Here is a 14490-nt window from a genome sequence, read left to right on the forward strand (position 1 = left end):
GATGCCCATCCCGATTCTAGGAGGTCCTCACATGTCGAACCAGCGCACCCTGGGAATCATCGGCAGCGGGAACATCGGCGGCGCCATCGCCAGGTTCGCCGTCAACGCCGGCCTGAACGTCGTCCTCAGCAACTCCCGCGGCCCGGACACCCTGGCCGGCCTGGTCAAAGAGCTGGGCCCCCTGGCCCGTGCCGCCACTCCCGCCGAAGCCGGCGCCGCCGGCGACTGGGTCGTGGTCTCCATCCCGCTCAAGCACCATCACCAGGTCCCGGTGGCGCCGCTGGCGGGCAAGGTCGTCCTCGACACGACCAACTACTATCCCGAGCGCGACGGGTCGATCCCGGAGCTGGACGCCGAGCAGGTCACGACCAGCGAGCTGCTCCAGCGGCACCTGCCCGAGAGCAAGGTCGTCAAGGCGTTCAACAACATCTGGGTCAACCACCTGCTGTCCCTGGCCCGCCCGCCGGGCGCGCCCGGCCGTACGGTCCTGCCCATCGCCGGCGACTCGGCCGAGGCGAAGGCCGCCGCGAGCGAGCTGATCGACCTGCTCGGCTACGACACCTACGACGCGGGAACCCTCGCGGAAAGCTGGCGCTTCCAGCGCGACACCCCGGCGTACGTGGGGGTGTACTTCAAGAACCAGCAGGAGATGACCGCGGACGACCCCGGCGGCCCGGCGAACGCCGGGCAGATCCGCGCCGCGCTGGCCGCGGCTCGGCGCCCCTGAACCGCCGCCAGGTCGCAGGAGCGAACGAACCGATCCCAGCTCGATCAGCGCGCCGGCCTTCCGGAGATCGGCTGCGCCCACGGGGTGAGGTCCGGGCGTTTGGCCGTGCGGCCGTCGCCTGAGGAGCGGCCGCGCAGGCGGCGGGCCATCCAGGGGCCCGCGAAGGTCGCGAACCAGCGCACCTCGTCCGCCGCCACTCGCCACCTCGCCGCAGGAGGCAGCGGCGGGAAGGGCAGCATCCACGAGTCGTCGCTGCCGGCCAGCCCCAGCGCGTGCGCCATGGCGGCGGCGATGCGGGCGTGCCCGACCGGGCTCGCGTGCAACCGGTCCACGCTCCACATCCGCGCGTCCGTGGCGAACTCCAGCCCGTAGGTGTCCACCAGTGTGACTCCGTGGCGGGCGGCGGCGGACCGGATGTGGTCGTTGAGGTCGAGCACCCTGGGCACCAGCGGCCGGGCCATGGGGGCGATCTTGCCGATGTCGGGGAACGTCACGCTGACCACGTGCGCCCCCGCCCCGGTGAGCGCGGCGAACATCTCCTCCACCGCGCCCGCCACCGCGGCGGCGTCGAAGCCGGGGCGGATGATGTCGTTCATCCCCGCCATGACCGTGACCAGGTCGGGCCGCAGCGCCAGCGCGGCGCCCAGCTGCTCGTCGCGGATCTGCGCCGCCACCCGGCCGCGCACGGCCAGGTTGGCGTAACGAAGCTCGGGGCTGACGCGGGCCAGGTGCTCGGCCAGGCGGTCGGCCCAACCGCGGTGGCCGTTGACGTCGTCGCCGTCGCCGAGCCCCTCGGTCTGGCTGTCTCCGAGCGCGACGTAACGCGCGTAGGCGGTCATGAGGTCTCCTTCCCGATGTGCGCGCGGGCGCGCGCCTCCAGCGTCCGCGCGGTACGCAGGCACCAGTCGCGCGTCTCGCGGGCCAGCCGGCAGCCGGCCTGGCAGGACAGGTACGGGCCCACGGGGTCGCCCTCGCGCAGGAACGTCGCCTCGTCCAGGTCGCCGCGCAGGCCGGCGAGGATCCGTTCGAAGATCTCCAGCTTGGCCTCTTCCTGCCGCGCCCGCTCGTGCAGCTGCTCGATCACCGGCCCGGCGTCGAGCAGGTCGACGGCGTGCACCTTGACGGCCAGGTCGTCACGCAGCACCAGCGGCCTGGCCGGGGCCTCGGCGAACGCGGCCAGCTCGGCCAGCCCGGCCTGGGTCACCTTGAACACGCGCTTGTTGGGGCGGCCCCGCTGGACAACCTCCCGGCCGGTGACCAGGCCGTCGGCCTCCAGCTTGGTCAGCTCGGCGTAGAGCTGCTGGGGGGCGGCGTACCAGAAGTTGGAGACGCCGATGTCGAAGATCTTGGTGAGCTGGTAGCCGCTGTACTCGCCGTCGAGCAGCGCCGCCAGCACCGCATGCCGGAGAGCCATCAGTAGTGCTCATGGATTTGAGTAGTCATAAACATGACTATAGGCGAGTGCCGCGAGGATGGGGAGCATGAACGCATCGAAGCCTCATCGCTACCTCCTCGACAACGCCCGGACGGAGGCGGGCGAGCGGTTCACCTGGATCTCCGAGCTGTTCGACGGCGTCACGCTCGGGCACGCCGACCGGCTCGGCGTGCGGGAGGGCGCGCGCTGCTGGGAGGTGGGCGCCGGAGGCCCCGGCATCCCCGAGGCGCTCGCCACGGCCGTAGGACCGGCCGGTCACGTCCTCGCCACCGACATCAACACATCCTGGCTCGCCCAGGGCGCCGGCTACGAGGTGCTCCAGCACGACGTCGCCACGGACCCGCCGCCGGGCACGTTCGACGTGGTGCACGCCCGGCTCGTGCTCGTCCACGTGTCGGACCGGGCCCGCGCGCTGGAGACGATGGTGGCGGCGCTGCGGCCCGGCGGCTTCCTGCTGGTCGAGGACGCCGACACCGAGCTGCAGCCGCTGGCCTGCCTGGATGAGACCGGCTCCGCCCAGCGGCGCGCCAACCGGATGCGGCGCGCCGTCCGCGAGCTGATGGCCCGCCGCGGCACCGACCTGCGCTTCGGCCGTACGCTGCCGAACGCCCTGCGCGCGGCCGGCCTGGCCGACGTCGCGGCCTCCGCGTTCTTCCCGGTCGGCGGGACGGCCTGCGCCCGCCTGGAGAGCGCGACGGTCCGCATGCTCCGCGCCGACCTGCTGGAAGCGGGGCTGGCCGAGGAGGGCGAGATCGACGCCCACCTGGCCGCCGTGGACGCCGGCGAGCTCGACCTCACCCTCGCCCCGCTGATCTCCGCCTGGGGGCGCCGCCCCGCATAGCCGTCAGGACAGGTGCTCAGCGCGGGCGGCGTAGGGGAGCAGGGCCATCTCGCGGGCGGTCTTGACGGCCTGGGCGATCCGGCGCTGCTGCTGGACGGTGACGCCGGTGACGCGACGGCTGCGGATCTTGCCCCGGTCGGAGATGAACGTGCGCAGCAGAGCGGTGTCCTTGTAGTCGATGCGGTCCACGCCGAGCAGCGGGTCGGGCTTCTTGCGCGGGGCGCGGCGGGGCTTCATGCGATCTCCTTGAGGTCGAGGATGGCGGTGAAGGGGTCGTCGTGGCCGGGGAGCTCGCCTTCGGCCAGCAGGCATGAGTCGAGCAGGCGGTGCAGGCGCCCGGCGTCGAGGTCGGGGCCGGTGAAGACCAGGTGCTGGACGCGGTCGCCGTGCTCGGGATGCCAGTCGAGGGCGGCCGCCACCCGGCGGGCGGGGGAGAGGAGGTCCCACGCGGCCTCGGGCAGCGCGGCCAGCCAGGGGCCGGCGTCCTCGACCGAGACGACGCCGGCGACCGCGTCCCACGCGAGCAGCTGTCCGGGGCGGGTGGCCAGCCAGAAGCGGCCGCGCGAGCGTACGGACGCGGTGACCAGCTCGTCCACGGCCTCGAAGAAGCGGCCGGGATGCAGCGGGCGGCGGCTGCGCCAGACCGTGGTGACGATCTCCTCGGTCGTGGCGTCGGCGGGCAGGCTCGCGGTGCGGGGGTCCACGCGTTCGGCCAGCTCGGACGTGCACAGGGCGGGGCCGGTGACCGCAGGCAGAGCCGCCACGGCGTGCACGGGGGTGACCGGGGCGAGGTGGGCGAGCACCCGCCGCGACAGGTCGCGGTCGTCGTCGTCCCCGCCGTGCAGCACCAGGCCCGTGGCGTATTCGAGCTGCCGGGCCAGGACCTCGGCCAGATAGCGCTGGTCGCCCGCGGCCGCGGATCTGCCGAGCGTACCGAGGGGCTCGCCGCGGGTGATGTCGTCGGGCAGGGCCGTGGCGTCGAGGGCGGTGAGCACGGCGGTGAGCCGCAGGAGCTCGCGGGCCTCGTCGCAGTCGACGGCCTCGGCGACCGAGCGCGGCTCGACCGTGTCCCACAGATCGACGATCAGCAGGGACGCGCCGGGCGCCAGCAGGACGAGCTGGGGGAGCAGGTCCTCGCGGACGGTGCAGGTGACGCAGCCGTGGGCGAGGCGCACGTCGGTCGTGTCCAGCACGCGGACGCCGTCGCGGACGGTGCGTCGTACGCGGCCGTTGACGACGCCGCCCAGATCGTGGTGGACGGCGACGGAGCCCGGATGCCGGGCCAGCAGCTCGTCGACGGCGGCGGTGCGGGCCGTGTCATGCAGGCCGGCGACGAGGACGACGGGGGTTGACACCATGCCTCCCAGTGGCGGAATGAAAATCATTATCGTTATGCTGGCACAGTACCGCACGCCGAAAGGAACTGCTGTGGCGAGAAACGAGGTGCGTCCCGACCCCGGCATCCAGCAGCGCCGCTACCGGCTGGCGGCAGAGGACCGGTTCGTCCGGCTCAGGCTCAGCGCCCGCGCGATCAAGACGATCGACAAGATCGGCGGCGCCTCGTCCGTGCGTACCGGCGCGGGCTGATGACGGCCGATGGAGATGACGAAAGGCCGCGGGGCTCGGCGCGAGCCCTGCGGCCTTTCCCATGATGGCCGGGGCAGCAGGCGAGCACGCCGCCGCCCCGGTGCCGGTGACCGGCGGCTTTCGTCAGCCGCAGTGGACTCCGAACGCGGCATCGCCCGTGCGGTACCAGTCGCCGTTGTAGGTCAGTTGCCCGTCGGCGTAGACGCACCTGTCCTTCAGGTACAGCTTGACCGGGCCCGCGTAGTAGCGGTAGTTGGCGCTGCTGTTGAGCGCCGGGTCCCTGACGATGCGGGAGCCGCCGTCGCTCAGCATGACCTTGATGTGGTGCGCTACGCCGTCCCACGCGGCCTTGGCCCGGGCGATGGCGCAGTTGTAGCCGTTCGAGGGGTTGTAGTAGAGGTCCAGGCTGCCGCCGACGGCGTCGCCGTAACGCATGGGGTACGACGACAGGAAGTTGTACCCGGATCCGCAGCTGCCGCCGGTGGCGAGGGCGGGCTGCGCCGCCACCGCCGACAGCGGGATGGTCAGGACGCACGCCGCCAGGACGGCGGACAGCTTGCTACGCAGAGACAAAGGGGGGGCCTTTCGCGCGGGTGATCACAGACTTGCGCGATCTTACTTGCCGGCCCGCTCGGTGAGGCAGGCCCGCGGTGAAGGCATCACGCCGGGATCAACGAATCCTCAACGCGGACTCGACACCGGCGCGGACACACTGGCCGGGACCTGCGCGTTCACCTGACCACGGAACCTGATCACGGAGCCGGCATGACCACTGTCACCTCACGGGACGACCTCGAGCTCGACTCGCCGTACGAACCCCCGCGCACCGACACGGAACGCCGGCTGGCCGCCCTGTGGGAGGACAAGCTGGGCGTCGCGCCCGTCGGCGTCGAGGACGACTTCTTCGAGCTGGGCGGCGACTCCCTGCTGGCGGCCGACGTGCAGTTCGCGATCGACCGCGAGTTCGGCTTCGAGGTGCCCGCCTGGGCGCTGTTCCTGTCGCCGACCATCGCCGAGCTGGCCGCCGTGATCGGCCATGCGTGACCTGTCCGACCCCGGCCTGTTCGAGGCGGGCGGCCAGTACGCGGCCTGGCGGTGGCTGCGCGAGAACGACCCGGTGCACCGGCACGAGCGGGGTTTCTGGTCGGTCACCCGGTACGCCGACGTGGACCGCGTCCTGCGCGACCACACGTGCTTCACCAGCGAGCGCGGCACCTTGCTCAACCTGCTGGGCCGCCCCGACCCGGCCGCCGGGCGGCAGCTCGCCGCCACCGACCCGCCCGCGCACGACCGGATGCGGGCCCCGTTGCAGAAGCTCATGGGCATGCGCTCGGCCGCCGCCCACGAGCCGGCCATCGTCGCGGCGATCACCGAGCTGCTCGCCCCCGGCCTGGACGGGCGGCCGTTCGACCTGGCCGAGGCCGTGCGCGGGCTACCGCTCGCGCTGATCGGGCCGCTGCTCGACCTGCCGCACGCCGACCGGCCGCGCCTGCTCACGCTGGTCATGGCGGCCAGCGCCGAGGACGACCCCGGCTACCAGGTCGCCGGTGACGCGGCCACGACGCTGCGGCGGGCGCACCGCGAGCTGTTCGCGTACTTCCTGCACCTGGTACGCGAGCGCGCCCGCGAACCCGGCGACGACCTCATCAGCCTGATGCTGCCGGAAGGCCCCGGCACGGTGGTCTCCAACTGCTACAGCCTGCTGCTCGGCGCGAGCGTGACTGTGCCGAACGTGGTCAACTCGACCGTCGCAGAGCTGGCCGGGGACGGCGGCTACCGCGCCTGGGCCGCACGCCCCGATCTGCTGCGCAGCGGGGTGGAGGAGGCGCTGCGCTGGGCGTCGCCCGGCAGCCACTTCATGCGGCACACCACCCGCCCGGTACGCCTGTCCGGCGTGGAGCTCCCGGCGGGCGAGCCGGTGGTGGCCTGGATCGGCGCGGCCAACAGGGACCCCGAGATCTTCCCTGACCCGGACGCGTTCGACCCGGCCCGTACGCCGAACCGGCACCTCGCCTTCGGCAGCGGACACCACTACTGCATCGGCTCCCACCTGGCCCGGCTCACGCTGCGGCTGTTCTTCCAGACGCTCTTCGCGACCTTCGCCGACGTCGCGCTCGCCGCGGAACCGGTCCGCGTGCGATCGACCTTCCTCACCGGCTTCAAGAAGCTGATCATCACGGGCGTGCCCAGGAGAGGCAGATGACGACAGAGATCCCGTTCACCTACGCCCAGCAGCTGCTGCTCGGGCTTGAGCTGGCCGTGCCGGGCAGCGTGCTCAACCCGGCGTTCATCGTGCGCGCGGCCTACCGCGTCGCGCACGAGATCGACGAAGACGTGCTGCGCGCGGCCGTGGACGACGTCGTGGCCCGGCACGACGCGCTGCGCACGGCCGTGGTCCGCGACGCCGGCCAGAGCATCAGAGCGCACGTGCACGACAGCGTGCCGGGCCGGCTGCTGGTGCACGACGTGGACGACGAGGACGTCTTCCTCGCGATGGCGACGACCACGGCGTACCCGCCGGACGAGCCGCCGCTGCTGTGGGTGCACCTCGGCCGGTGCGCGGACGGCACCAGCCTGCTGGTGATCGTCACCCACCACCTCGTCTCCGACGCCTGGTCGCTGACGCTGCTGACGCGCGACCTGGCCGACGCCTACACCGCCCGCGTGCGGGGCGGACCGCCGCCCGGCTCGCAGGTCCTGGGGTACGCCGAGGTCGCCGCCGACGACTTCTCGCCCTCATGGGAGAAGACGATCACGGACGCGCTGCCGTACTGGAAGGACCGGCTGGACGGCGTGGCGGACCTCGCCCTGCCCGTGCCGACGCCCGGCAGGCGCGGCGAGCAGCGGACGTGCCGCTTCACCGTGCCCGACGAGCTGTGGCGGCGGCTCGGCCGGGTGGCGCGGCGGCGCAAGACGACGCCGTTCACGCTGCTGCTCACGGCGTTCACCGCGTCGGTCTGGGCCGGACGCCGCGACGCCGTCGTGCCGATCATCACCGCCGGGCGCAAGCCGTCGGAGTGGTACACGGCCGGCTTCATGCTCAACCTGCTCTGGCTGCGGATCACCACCGACGACCCCGGCGACCTGGACGAGCTGAGCCGCCGCGCCGACGAGGTGTGCCGGGCGGCCTACCGGCACGACGTGCCGCTGCTGCGGGTCCTGCCGGAGGCGCCGGAGCTCACCGCGCTGATCTTCGACCCGGCGGAGGTCGTGGAGCGCACGTTCCCGGTGTTCCAGCTCATCCCGAGGTCGCCGTTCGCGCCCACCGCGGACGACCCGGCGCTGCTGCTGACGCCCGTGCCGGAGGAGCGGCAGCCCGCGCCCGTGATGCCGCTGCACCTGCTGTGGTCGATGCGGGTGGACGAGGAGGTGGTCGGCATCGTCTCCTGCGAGGCCGAGATGTTCGGCCAGGAGTGGGTGGAGGAGAAGATCGCCGGGTTCCTGAGCGTGCTGGAGCGGCTGGCCGATGCTTGAGCTCATCGAAACGCACCTGACCAGCCCGGCCACGGCGATCGCCGACCGCGAAGGCGAGCTGTCCTACCGGGAGCTGGACCGGCGCAGCGCCGGGCTCGCGCGGGCGCTGCTGGAGGCGGGCCTGCGACCCGACGAGCCCGTGGTGATCCACGCCCACCTGTCGCGGTGGGCGGTGATCGGCATGCTCGCCGTCCTGCGGGCCGGCGGCCGGTACGTCGCCATCGACGCCGCCTTCCCCGTCGGGCGCCAGCAGGACGTCGCCCAGGCGTGCGGGGCGCGGATCGCCCTCATCGAGCCGGACATGATCGTCCCGCTGAACGGCCCTTCCTGCCGCATCGACATGACCACGCTCGCAGGCGCCCCGGTCCCCGCCGGCCCGGCCCGGCTCGCCTACACCTGCTACACCAGCGGCTCGGCGGGCCCGCCCAAGCCCGTCACGATCTCCCGGGCGGCCCTCGCCTGGTCCACCTCCGCCCGGCTGACCTACTACCCGTCGCCGGTCACCGGGTTCCTGCTGTGCTCGTCCATCTCGTTCGACAGCTCTGTCGCCGGCATCTACTGGACGCTGGCCAGCGGCGGCACCCTGGTCATCCCCAGCCAGCGCCCCTCCGACCTGGCCGCCGCCGCGCGCTTCGCCGCCGAGCACCGGCCCTCCCACCTGCTCATGGTGCCGTCGCTGTACGGGCTCGCGCTCCGCAACGGCCTGGCGGACGCATTCGGATCGCTCGGCACGGTGATCGTCGCCGGCGAGACCTGCCCGCCCGCGCTGGTCGGCGCGCACTACGCGGCGCTGCCCGGGGCGGTCCTCTACAACGAGTACGGCCCCACCGAGTGCACCGTCTGGAGCACGGTCCACCGCTGCGTCCCCGAGGACGCCCATTCTTCGCGGGTGCCCATCGGCCACCCCATCCCGGGCGCGCGGGTGTCCATCGCGGAGCCGAACCCTGACGGCGTCGGCGAGCTGGTGATCTCCGGTCCCGGCCTGGCCGAGGGTGTCGGGGACGCCTACCGTACCGGTGACCTGGTCTCCCTGCGCGGCGACGGGGCGCTGCTGTTCCACGGTCGCGCGGACCACCAGCTCAAGCTGAGCGGCGCCCGGGTGGAACGCGCGGAGATCGAGCACGCCATGGCCGGTTTCCCCGGCGTACGGGAGGCCGCGGTCGGCGTGACGCGGGGCGTGGCGCGGCTCAAGGGCTTCCTGGTCACGGACCAGGAGCGGATCGACCGCCGGGCGTTGCGCGCCCACCTGCTGGACCGGCTGCCCGTGGTGGCCGTGCCGGCGGTGTTCCAGCGGGTGGACGCCCTGCCGCGCCTGCCCAACGGCAAGGTCGACTACACGGCGCTCGACGACGGCTGATCTTGACGAGCCCGGTGCGGCATGTTGTGATCAACCCACGAATTTCGTACTGATTCAGTAGGAAATGGGTGGTCATGAGGTTCCTCCAGCGTGCCGCCACGGTCGTCATGCTCTTCGTGAGCGCGGCGGGCGTCCAGGCCGTGCACAGTGGACCGGCGCAGGCGACTCTCCCCACCGCCGCCGTCGCGCTCGGCGACAGCTTCGTCAGCGGCGAGGGCGCGGGGGACTACCAGCCCGTCGCCGACTCCTCCGGCACCGCACAGGGTTTCCCCGGCTGGTCGGCGGCCAACAGCAACGCCTACTTCTGCCACCGGTCGGCGAACGCCTCGCTGTTCAAGGCGTCGCTGCCGGGCATCCAGCAACGCTTCAACCTCGCCTGCTCCGGCGCCCAGCCCGCCGACATCACCGCACCCGCCAGCGCCCGCCCCGAGGGCCGCACCGTCGCCGCCCAGCTCGACCAGCTGCGCGCCGTCGCCCAGACGCACGACATCGACGTCGTCCTCATCGGGCTCGGCTCCAACAACAGCCAGTTCACCTTCGGCGACGTCGCCACGTTATGCGCCAACCGGTTCATCGCCGACGCCTGGACCGGCTGGTGGGAGTTCTGGGCGTACCTGAAGGGCGAGGTGCCGCAGCAGCCCTGCTCCGCCTCCGACCTGGCCACCGCCGCCGAGGTCGCCGCCGCCACCACCGAGACCACCGCCGCTCTGCGGCAGATCCTCGACACCCTCGCCCAGGTCGACGCCGACGGCGTCCACCAGGTGATCCTGCAGACCTACACCAACCCGCTGCCGCCCGAACTCGCCACGCCATACCACGAGGAGGACGGCCGCAAGGACACCCGCGACAAGTTCCGCGCACTCGGCGCCGAGCGCTACGCCGCCGGATGCCCGATCCACCGCGCCAGCCTCGGGCCAGGGCACGTGTTCTCCGAGAACCTCGGCACCCTGGTCAAGAACGCGCACGCCACGCTGGCGGCCGAACGCCCGGCGGCCGACGTGCGGGTCCTGGACGTCCAGCGCGCCTTCGACGGGGCCCGCCTCTGCGAGAACTCCGGCAGCCCATCCGGCGCGCTCGCGACGCCGGTCCGCGTGCAGGACGGGCCGACCGGTACGCCCGTCACCAGCCTGTCCGGCTGGGACAAGATCCGCATCCAGCGGGCGGCGAACACCTGCGTCACCTACTTCCAGACCTGCCAGGAGTCGTGGCACCCCAACGCCGCCGGCCACACGGTCCTCGGCCAGTGCCTGAGCGGCGCCGTCGCCGCGGGGCCGCGCGCGAGCGTCACGTGCGCCCGCGACCAGAACGGCACGATCACCGTCTCCTGAGCCGGGCCCGGTACGGTCGGGCGTCATGGGTGTGGAACAACATGTGGTGTCGCCGGGTGAGGACTTCCACCGGACTTACTCGGCGGCACAGATCAACGCGATCGCCGACGCGATCGAAGAGCGGGGCGAGTTCCCCTACGAGCTGACCTATCTCGGCGACGGCAGCGAGCTGTGGCGCGCGGGCGAGGCGCAGTCAGGCATGGAGACGCTGCCCGAGCGGCACGCCGGGCCGCTCCTCGCGCTCGCGCCGCCGTCGTCGCCGGTGCGCATCGTCGACTAGCCGAGGACCTGCGGGCACGGCGGCTGCACCGGACGCTGACAGCCGGTCGAAGGTGACTCTCACTGCGCACGGACAACAAGGCCACGTTGTAAAGGGCCGATCCTGTGTCTGTATTGAGGAACTTCGACGTTAAATCTTGCGTGCTGCCCCATGCGGGAGGAGAAGGGAAGTCTCGCACTCATGGGGAGGGACGCAATGAAGCGATCCAGGAACGACACCCCGGTCTCGGAGGCAGAGGACACCGGCCTGAAGGCCCGCGAGCACGAGGGGCTGCCCGCTGTCCACCTCCGACCGGCAGTGCTGCTGAACGGGGGGAACGTCGGGAAGGTGCAGATCAGCCCGAGCCCGCGTACGCCGTCGCCGTTCGGCAGCAGGATGGGGGACCACACGATCGCCTGGACGGTTCACCTGGACGCGCTCAAGGCCGAGCTGCACGGCAAGCCGATCGCCGAGGCCGTCACGGCGCTGGAGAAGGCCCACCACGACGCCACCAAGTGGATGGCCGACCCGTCCAGCGCCCAGAGGAAGATGCTCGAGTGGCTGAGCGACGTCGAGGAGCGCGTGCCGCGACTGGAGGACTCCGACGCCCGTACGCGCACGCACATCAACGCGGCGCTGAAGGCCCTGGTCAACGGCAAGGCCCAGGACATCGCCGCGGCGCTCGGGCCCGCGCTGGCCCATCACCTGGCCTACGTCAACTACACGCCGTTCGCCACGGTACGCAACCTCAGGGACCGTTCCATCGGTTCGGCCGAGGCGCACTACCGCAGGATCATCCTGCGGTGCGAGCGCTATTACGCGGCCCAGTCCGCGAAGATGGAGACCGACGAGGTCAAGCCGGCGATGACCAGGGGCGGGACGGTCATCCTCCGGCCCGAGGATTTCGAGGAGCCGTGGAAGCCCGACGCGCAGGAGGTCAAGGAGGCGCTGTGGCGGCTGTTCTCCTTCGACGCCGCGCTGCGCGAGACCGGCCTGGACTACGCGCTCAGCCCGGAGGCGGCGATGAAGCCGCAGGAGGACAGCCGCAAGCTGGGGAAGCTGGGCGTCCAGCTGACGAAGCACCTCGACCGGCGCACCTCCTTCTCGCTGGATGTGGACGGGATCGCCCAGCAGGCCAAGGAGATGACCGAGCGGCTGCGCGCGGCGGAGGGGCAGCAGCACCTGTTCAAGGCCGCGCAGACCATCTCGAACATCGCCGGCGGCCTGTGGCACGCTGATCAGGAGGACTTCGGCTACTACAAGCAGCAGGTCAACAAGTATCTGAGGCTGGCCAAGGAGGAGACGCAGGGCGAGACGACCAAGGCCGACGACTCCGCCGACCGCTTCGTCACGATCATGTCGTACCTGCTGCACGAGCATCAGCGGCTGTGCTCGCTCGCCTATCCCCTGAGCGTGTCCATGTCGGGCTTCCTGTCGCCCTCCCCGTCCGAGGCCGCGATCGCCGCGTTGACGGCGTACATCGCGAAGCGGCGCAGGAAGCTCAGGCTCGACACCGAGGCGGGCGCCAAGCTGCTGAGCGACCTGAAAACGGCACTCGACCGGCTGCCGCAGCTGCCCGCCGTCGACAAGGTCGTCAAGGACTGGGTCGTCGACGAGACCGGTGACCCGCTCGTGGTCACGTTCGTCGCAGGCCGAGGCGCCGACGTCAACGGCCGTCCGCCCGCTCCCGCCGGAGTGGCGGGCATGGGCTGCCACACCACGGCCTGGGTGATCCAGAGCACGGCGGTCAAGCAGCTGCTCGCGCGCAGACGCACCGAGCCCGAGGGTCTGGAGGCGCTGGAAGAGGCGCTCGAGGCCGACCTGAAATCCGACCTGATGACGCTCGACAGGTACCTGCCGCTCGCCCAGCTGGAAGGCGGCCAGCTCAAGGCGATGTTCCAGGCCGCCTTCGACACGCTCACCGACGCGACACCGGGCGAGTCCGCCGCCTCCTACCTCACCTTCCGCAACCTGCTGCCGTTCGCCACGGTGGATGCGGGCGACAGGGGCGGACACGGCGAGAGCCTCACCGCGTCGGAGCAGCAGACCTTCGATGCCGAGGCTCTGGGCACGACGCTCGAGCTCCTGCGGGAGGAGCGCCGAAGCGAGCGCAGGAGGATCGTCACGCGGTTGCGGAAGGTGGCCGACGAGCTGGAGGACGAGCTCACGTACGAGGGCGACACCCGCTGGTCGGCCGACTACCGCATCACCGCGGCGGTGGAGGATTCCGTGGCTCGGCTGCGGGCCGAGGCCTCCCTGCTGGAGGCCAGGAACGTGCGCGACCCCGCCGAGCTGATCATGACAACGCGCTACCAGGAGCACCGCCGTCTGTACGCCTTGGCTCACTAGACGTGACAGCCGCCCGTTGCCGCCAGGCCAGGTCGCGCCGGCGGCGGCGGGCGGCGTTCAGGCGGAGGGCCACGACCGCGAGGCTGAGCAGGGCGGCCAGGGCCAGTTGTGGCCAGGGCAGCGCCCACACCCTCGTGGTGGCCGCCGCCTGCTGGGTGGCGATGCCTGGGAGGGGGCCGGTCGCGGGGGAGGGGAGTGCCACGATCGTCGTGCCGATCGGGCCCAGCGGCCAGGTGCCGGGCAGGCGGGCGGTGAAGGTGCGGCGGCCGCCTGGCATCAGTTCTCTGGCCCTGGCTGTGGATGGGTCGGTCCAGGTGTTCTTGGTGAAGAGGGTGGAGGTCAGGACCTGGTTGCCGGTGACCGCGCGGACGTTGCCGGTGTTGGCGACGGTGTAGGTCACCTCGACCGTTCCCGCGGTGAAGGGGTTCCAGGAACCTGTGTACTCCGCTCTTACGTCGGTCACGGCCAGCTTGGCCACGTAGTCGCCGGTGACGCGGATGTTCAGGCGGACGCCCACCCGGTTCTGGACGCGTACCTGGCCGGAGACCGTCTCCAGGGACGCGGTCACGCCGGCCGGGTGGTCGCCCGGGGTCGCGTTCGTCGGGACCGACACCGTCACCGGGACGACCGAGGTGGCGCCGGCGGCGACGGTCACCGTCTCGGGGACGGTGATCCAGGAGCCGCCGTCGACCGGCTCGACCCCAGACGGCCGCATGTCGAAGTAGCCCTTCGAGGTCAGGTAGCCGTCGCCCGCGTCGATGCCGAACACGACCGGCTCCGTGGAGCGGTTGATGACCGCCACGTGCTCGACCACCTGCTGGCCGCCGGCGAGTTCGAGGTCGATGGCGGTGCGGCCGTCGGGGCCGCCGGTGTTCGCCGGTACGACCGACCAGGTGACGTCGGCGTGGGCCGACGGCCCCACCAGGACGGCCGCCGGCCCCACCAGGACGGCGGCCGACAAGGCGACCAGCGCGGCGAGGGCGCGCCGCGTACGGCTTGTGGTCAACAGGCGTGTCTCCGGTCTCGTCAAGGGCCGTGCGGGGCCCCGAAGGGGCCGGCCGGCCGCGCCGGGGCACGGCCGGGTGTACAAGGGGGGGGTGCGGGGCGAGCGGGTCGAACCCGCGGGCGGCGAG

Annotated in this window: 16 protein-coding genes; 10 read left to right on the forward strand and 6 right to left on the reverse strand. The window is 72.2% G+C overall.

The annotated features are described in order from the left end of the window. Positions 1-31: 31 nt before the first annotated feature. Positions 32-727, forward strand: coding sequence for an NAD(P)-binding domain-containing protein (locus AB0K12_RS47470; RefSeq protein WP_364575803.1), 696 nt, complete (start codon positions 32-34; stop codon positions 725-727). A gap of 44 nt (positions 728-771) precedes the next feature. Here AB0K12_RS47470 and AB0K12_RS47475 read toward each other — a convergent pair whose 3' ends face one another. Both AB0K12_RS47475 and AB0K12_RS47480 read right to left on the reverse strand, forming a co-directional pair. Continuing rightward, positions 772-1566: an SGNH/GDSL hydrolase family protein gene (locus tag AB0K12_RS47475; protein ID WP_364575805.1), complete on the reverse strand. Its 795-nt coding sequence runs from the start codon at positions 1564-1566 to the stop codon at positions 772-774. Next, positions 1563-2141, reverse strand: a complete 579-nt coding sequence (locus AB0K12_RS47480) for a PadR family transcriptional regulator (protein WP_364575807.1) — start codon at positions 2139-2141, stop codon at positions 1563-1565. The genes AB0K12_RS47475 and AB0K12_RS47480 overlap by 4 nt, the downstream gene beginning before the upstream one ends. 67 nt (positions 2142-2208) lie before the next feature. On the opposite strand from AB0K12_RS47480, the gene AB0K12_RS47485 reads away from it, so the two are divergent. Next, positions 2209-3003 (forward strand): methyltransferase domain-containing protein, encoded by a 795-nt coding sequence (locus AB0K12_RS47485; protein ID WP_364575809.1) that lies wholly within the window; start codon positions 2209-2211, stop codon positions 3001-3003. 3 nt (positions 3004-3006) lie between these two features. Here AB0K12_RS47485 and rpsR read toward each other — a convergent pair whose 3' ends face one another. Together rpsR and AB0K12_RS47495 are read right to left on the reverse strand one after the other, a co-directional pair. Further along, a complete protein-coding gene (gene rpsR / locus AB0K12_RS47490; protein WP_364575811.1) occupies positions 3007-3240 on the reverse strand; it encodes a 30S ribosomal protein S18 in 234 nt (77 codons plus the stop codon). Next, positions 3237-4361, reverse strand: coding sequence for a GTP-binding protein (locus AB0K12_RS47495; RefSeq protein WP_364575813.1), 1125 nt, complete (start codon positions 4359-4361; stop codon positions 3237-3239). The genes rpsR and AB0K12_RS47495 overlap by 4 nt, the downstream gene beginning before the upstream one ends. A gap of 70 nt (positions 4362-4431) precedes the next feature. Between AB0K12_RS47495 and AB0K12_RS47500 the strand changes: the two genes are divergently transcribed. Beyond that, on the forward strand, positions 4432-4590 hold the full coding sequence (locus AB0K12_RS47500) for a bL28 family ribosomal protein (protein ID WP_364575815.1): 159 nt from the start codon (positions 4432-4434) through the stop codon (positions 4588-4590). Positions 4591-4713: 123 nt separating this feature from the next. Here the strand turns inward: AB0K12_RS47500 and AB0K12_RS47505 are convergent, their stop codons facing one another. Then, on the reverse strand, positions 4714-5163 hold the full coding sequence (locus AB0K12_RS47505; RefSeq protein ID WP_364575817.1) for a hypothetical protein: 450 nt from the start codon (positions 5161-5163) through the stop codon (positions 4714-4716). Between the two features lie 192 nt (positions 5164-5355). On the opposite strand from AB0K12_RS47505, the gene AB0K12_RS47510 reads away from it, so the two are divergent. The 7 genes from AB0K12_RS47510 to AB0K12_RS47540 all read left to right on the forward strand — a co-directional run bounded on the left by AB0K12_RS47510 (position 5356) and on the right by AB0K12_RS47540 (position 13357). Next, positions 5356-5634, forward strand: a complete 279-nt coding sequence (locus AB0K12_RS47510) for a phosphopantetheine-binding protein (protein ID WP_364575819.1) — start codon at positions 5356-5358, stop codon at positions 5632-5634. Continuing rightward, positions 5627-6793, forward strand: a complete 1167-nt coding sequence (locus AB0K12_RS47515) for a cytochrome P450 (protein WP_364575821.1) — start codon at positions 5627-5629, stop codon at positions 6791-6793. The genes AB0K12_RS47510 and AB0K12_RS47515 overlap by 8 nt, the downstream gene beginning before the upstream one ends. Next, entirely contained in the window at positions 6790-8064 is a 1275-nt protein-coding gene (locus tag AB0K12_RS47520) for a condensation domain-containing protein (RefSeq protein WP_364575823.1), read from the forward strand. The genes AB0K12_RS47515 and AB0K12_RS47520 overlap by 4 nt, the downstream gene beginning before the upstream one ends. Further along, on the forward strand, positions 8057-9421 hold the full coding sequence (locus AB0K12_RS47525; protein ID WP_364575825.1) for an amino acid adenylation domain-containing protein: 1365 nt from the start codon (positions 8057-8059) through the stop codon (positions 9419-9421). The genes AB0K12_RS47520 and AB0K12_RS47525 overlap by 8 nt, the downstream gene beginning before the upstream one ends. A 74-nt stretch (positions 9422-9495) precedes the next feature. Next, complete coding sequence (locus AB0K12_RS47530) at positions 9496-10749, forward strand: SGNH/GDSL hydrolase family protein (RefSeq protein ID WP_364575827.1); 1254 nt, start codon at positions 9496-9498, stop codon at positions 10747-10749. 25 nt (positions 10750-10774) lie between these two features. Further along, positions 10775-11029 carry a hypothetical protein gene (locus tag AB0K12_RS47535; protein WP_364575829.1) on the forward strand — a complete coding sequence of 85 codons (255 nt, stop codon included), beginning with the start codon at positions 10775-10777 and terminating at the stop codon, positions 11027-11029. Positions 11030-11224: 195 nt separating this feature from the next. Next, positions 11225-13357, forward strand: coding sequence for a hypothetical protein (locus AB0K12_RS47540; protein ID WP_364575831.1), 2133 nt, complete (start codon positions 11225-11227; stop codon positions 13355-13357). On the opposite strand, the gene AB0K12_RS47545 is transcribed toward AB0K12_RS47540, so the two are convergent. After that, positions 13305-14363 carry a hypothetical protein gene (locus tag AB0K12_RS47545; RefSeq protein ID WP_364575833.1) on the reverse strand — a complete coding sequence of 353 codons (1059 nt, stop codon included), beginning with the start codon at positions 14361-14363 and terminating at the stop codon, positions 13305-13307. The two genes, AB0K12_RS47540 and AB0K12_RS47545, sit on opposite strands and share 53 nt — an antisense overlap. Positions 14364-14490: the final 127 nt, after the last annotated feature.

Origin of the sequence: Nonomuraea sp. NPDC049419 (assembly GCF_040676995.1) — a bacterium.
In the GTDB taxonomy this organism is placed as follows: Bacteria; Actinomycetota; Actinomycetes; order Streptosporangiales; family Streptosporangiaceae; genus Nonomuraea; species Nonomuraea salmonea.

Coding starts and splice junctions, on each gene's coding strand:
- rpsR (WP_364575811.1), bottom strand. CDS start 3,240: ATGAAGCCCCGCCGCGCCCCGCGCAAGAAGCCCGACCCGCTGCTCGGC.
- AB0K12_RS47515 (WP_364575821.1), top strand. CDS start 5,627: ATGCGTGACCTGTCCGACCCCGGCCTGTTCGAGGCGGGCGGCCAGTAC.
- AB0K12_RS47485 (WP_364575809.1), top strand. CDS start 2,209: ATGAACGCATCGAAGCCTCATCGCTACCTCCTCGACAACGCCCGGACG.
- AB0K12_RS47470 (WP_364575803.1), top strand. CDS start 32: ATGTCGAACCAGCGCACCCTGGGAATCATCGGCAGCGGGAACATCGGC.
- AB0K12_RS47475 (WP_364575805.1), bottom strand. CDS start 1,566: ATGACCGCCTACGCGCGTTACGTCGCGCTCGGAGACAGCCAGACCGAG.
- AB0K12_RS47520 (WP_364575823.1), top strand. CDS start 6,790: ATGACGACAGAGATCCCGTTCACCTACGCCCAGCAGCTGCTGCTCGGG.
- AB0K12_RS47540 (WP_364575831.1), top strand. CDS start 11,225: ATGAAGCGATCCAGGAACGACACCCCGGTCTCGGAGGCAGAGGACACC.
- AB0K12_RS47480 (WP_364575807.1), bottom strand. CDS start 2,141: ATGGCTCTCCGGCATGCGGTGCTGGCGGCGCTGCTCGACGGCGAGTAC.
- AB0K12_RS47535 (WP_364575829.1), top strand. CDS start 10,775: ATGGGTGTGGAACAACATGTGGTGTCGCCGGGTGAGGACTTCCACCGG.
- AB0K12_RS47510 (WP_364575819.1), top strand. CDS start 5,356: ATGACCACTGTCACCTCACGGGACGACCTCGAGCTCGACTCGCCGTAC.
- AB0K12_RS47525 (WP_364575825.1), top strand. CDS start 8,057: ATGCTTGAGCTCATCGAAACGCACCTGACCAGCCCGGCCACGGCGATC.
- AB0K12_RS47495 (WP_364575813.1), bottom strand. CDS start 4,361: ATGGTGTCAACCCCCGTCGTCCTCGTCGCCGGCCTGCATGACACGGCC.
- AB0K12_RS47530 (WP_364575827.1), top strand. CDS start 9,496: ATGAGGTTCCTCCAGCGTGCCGCCACGGTCGTCATGCTCTTCGTGAGC.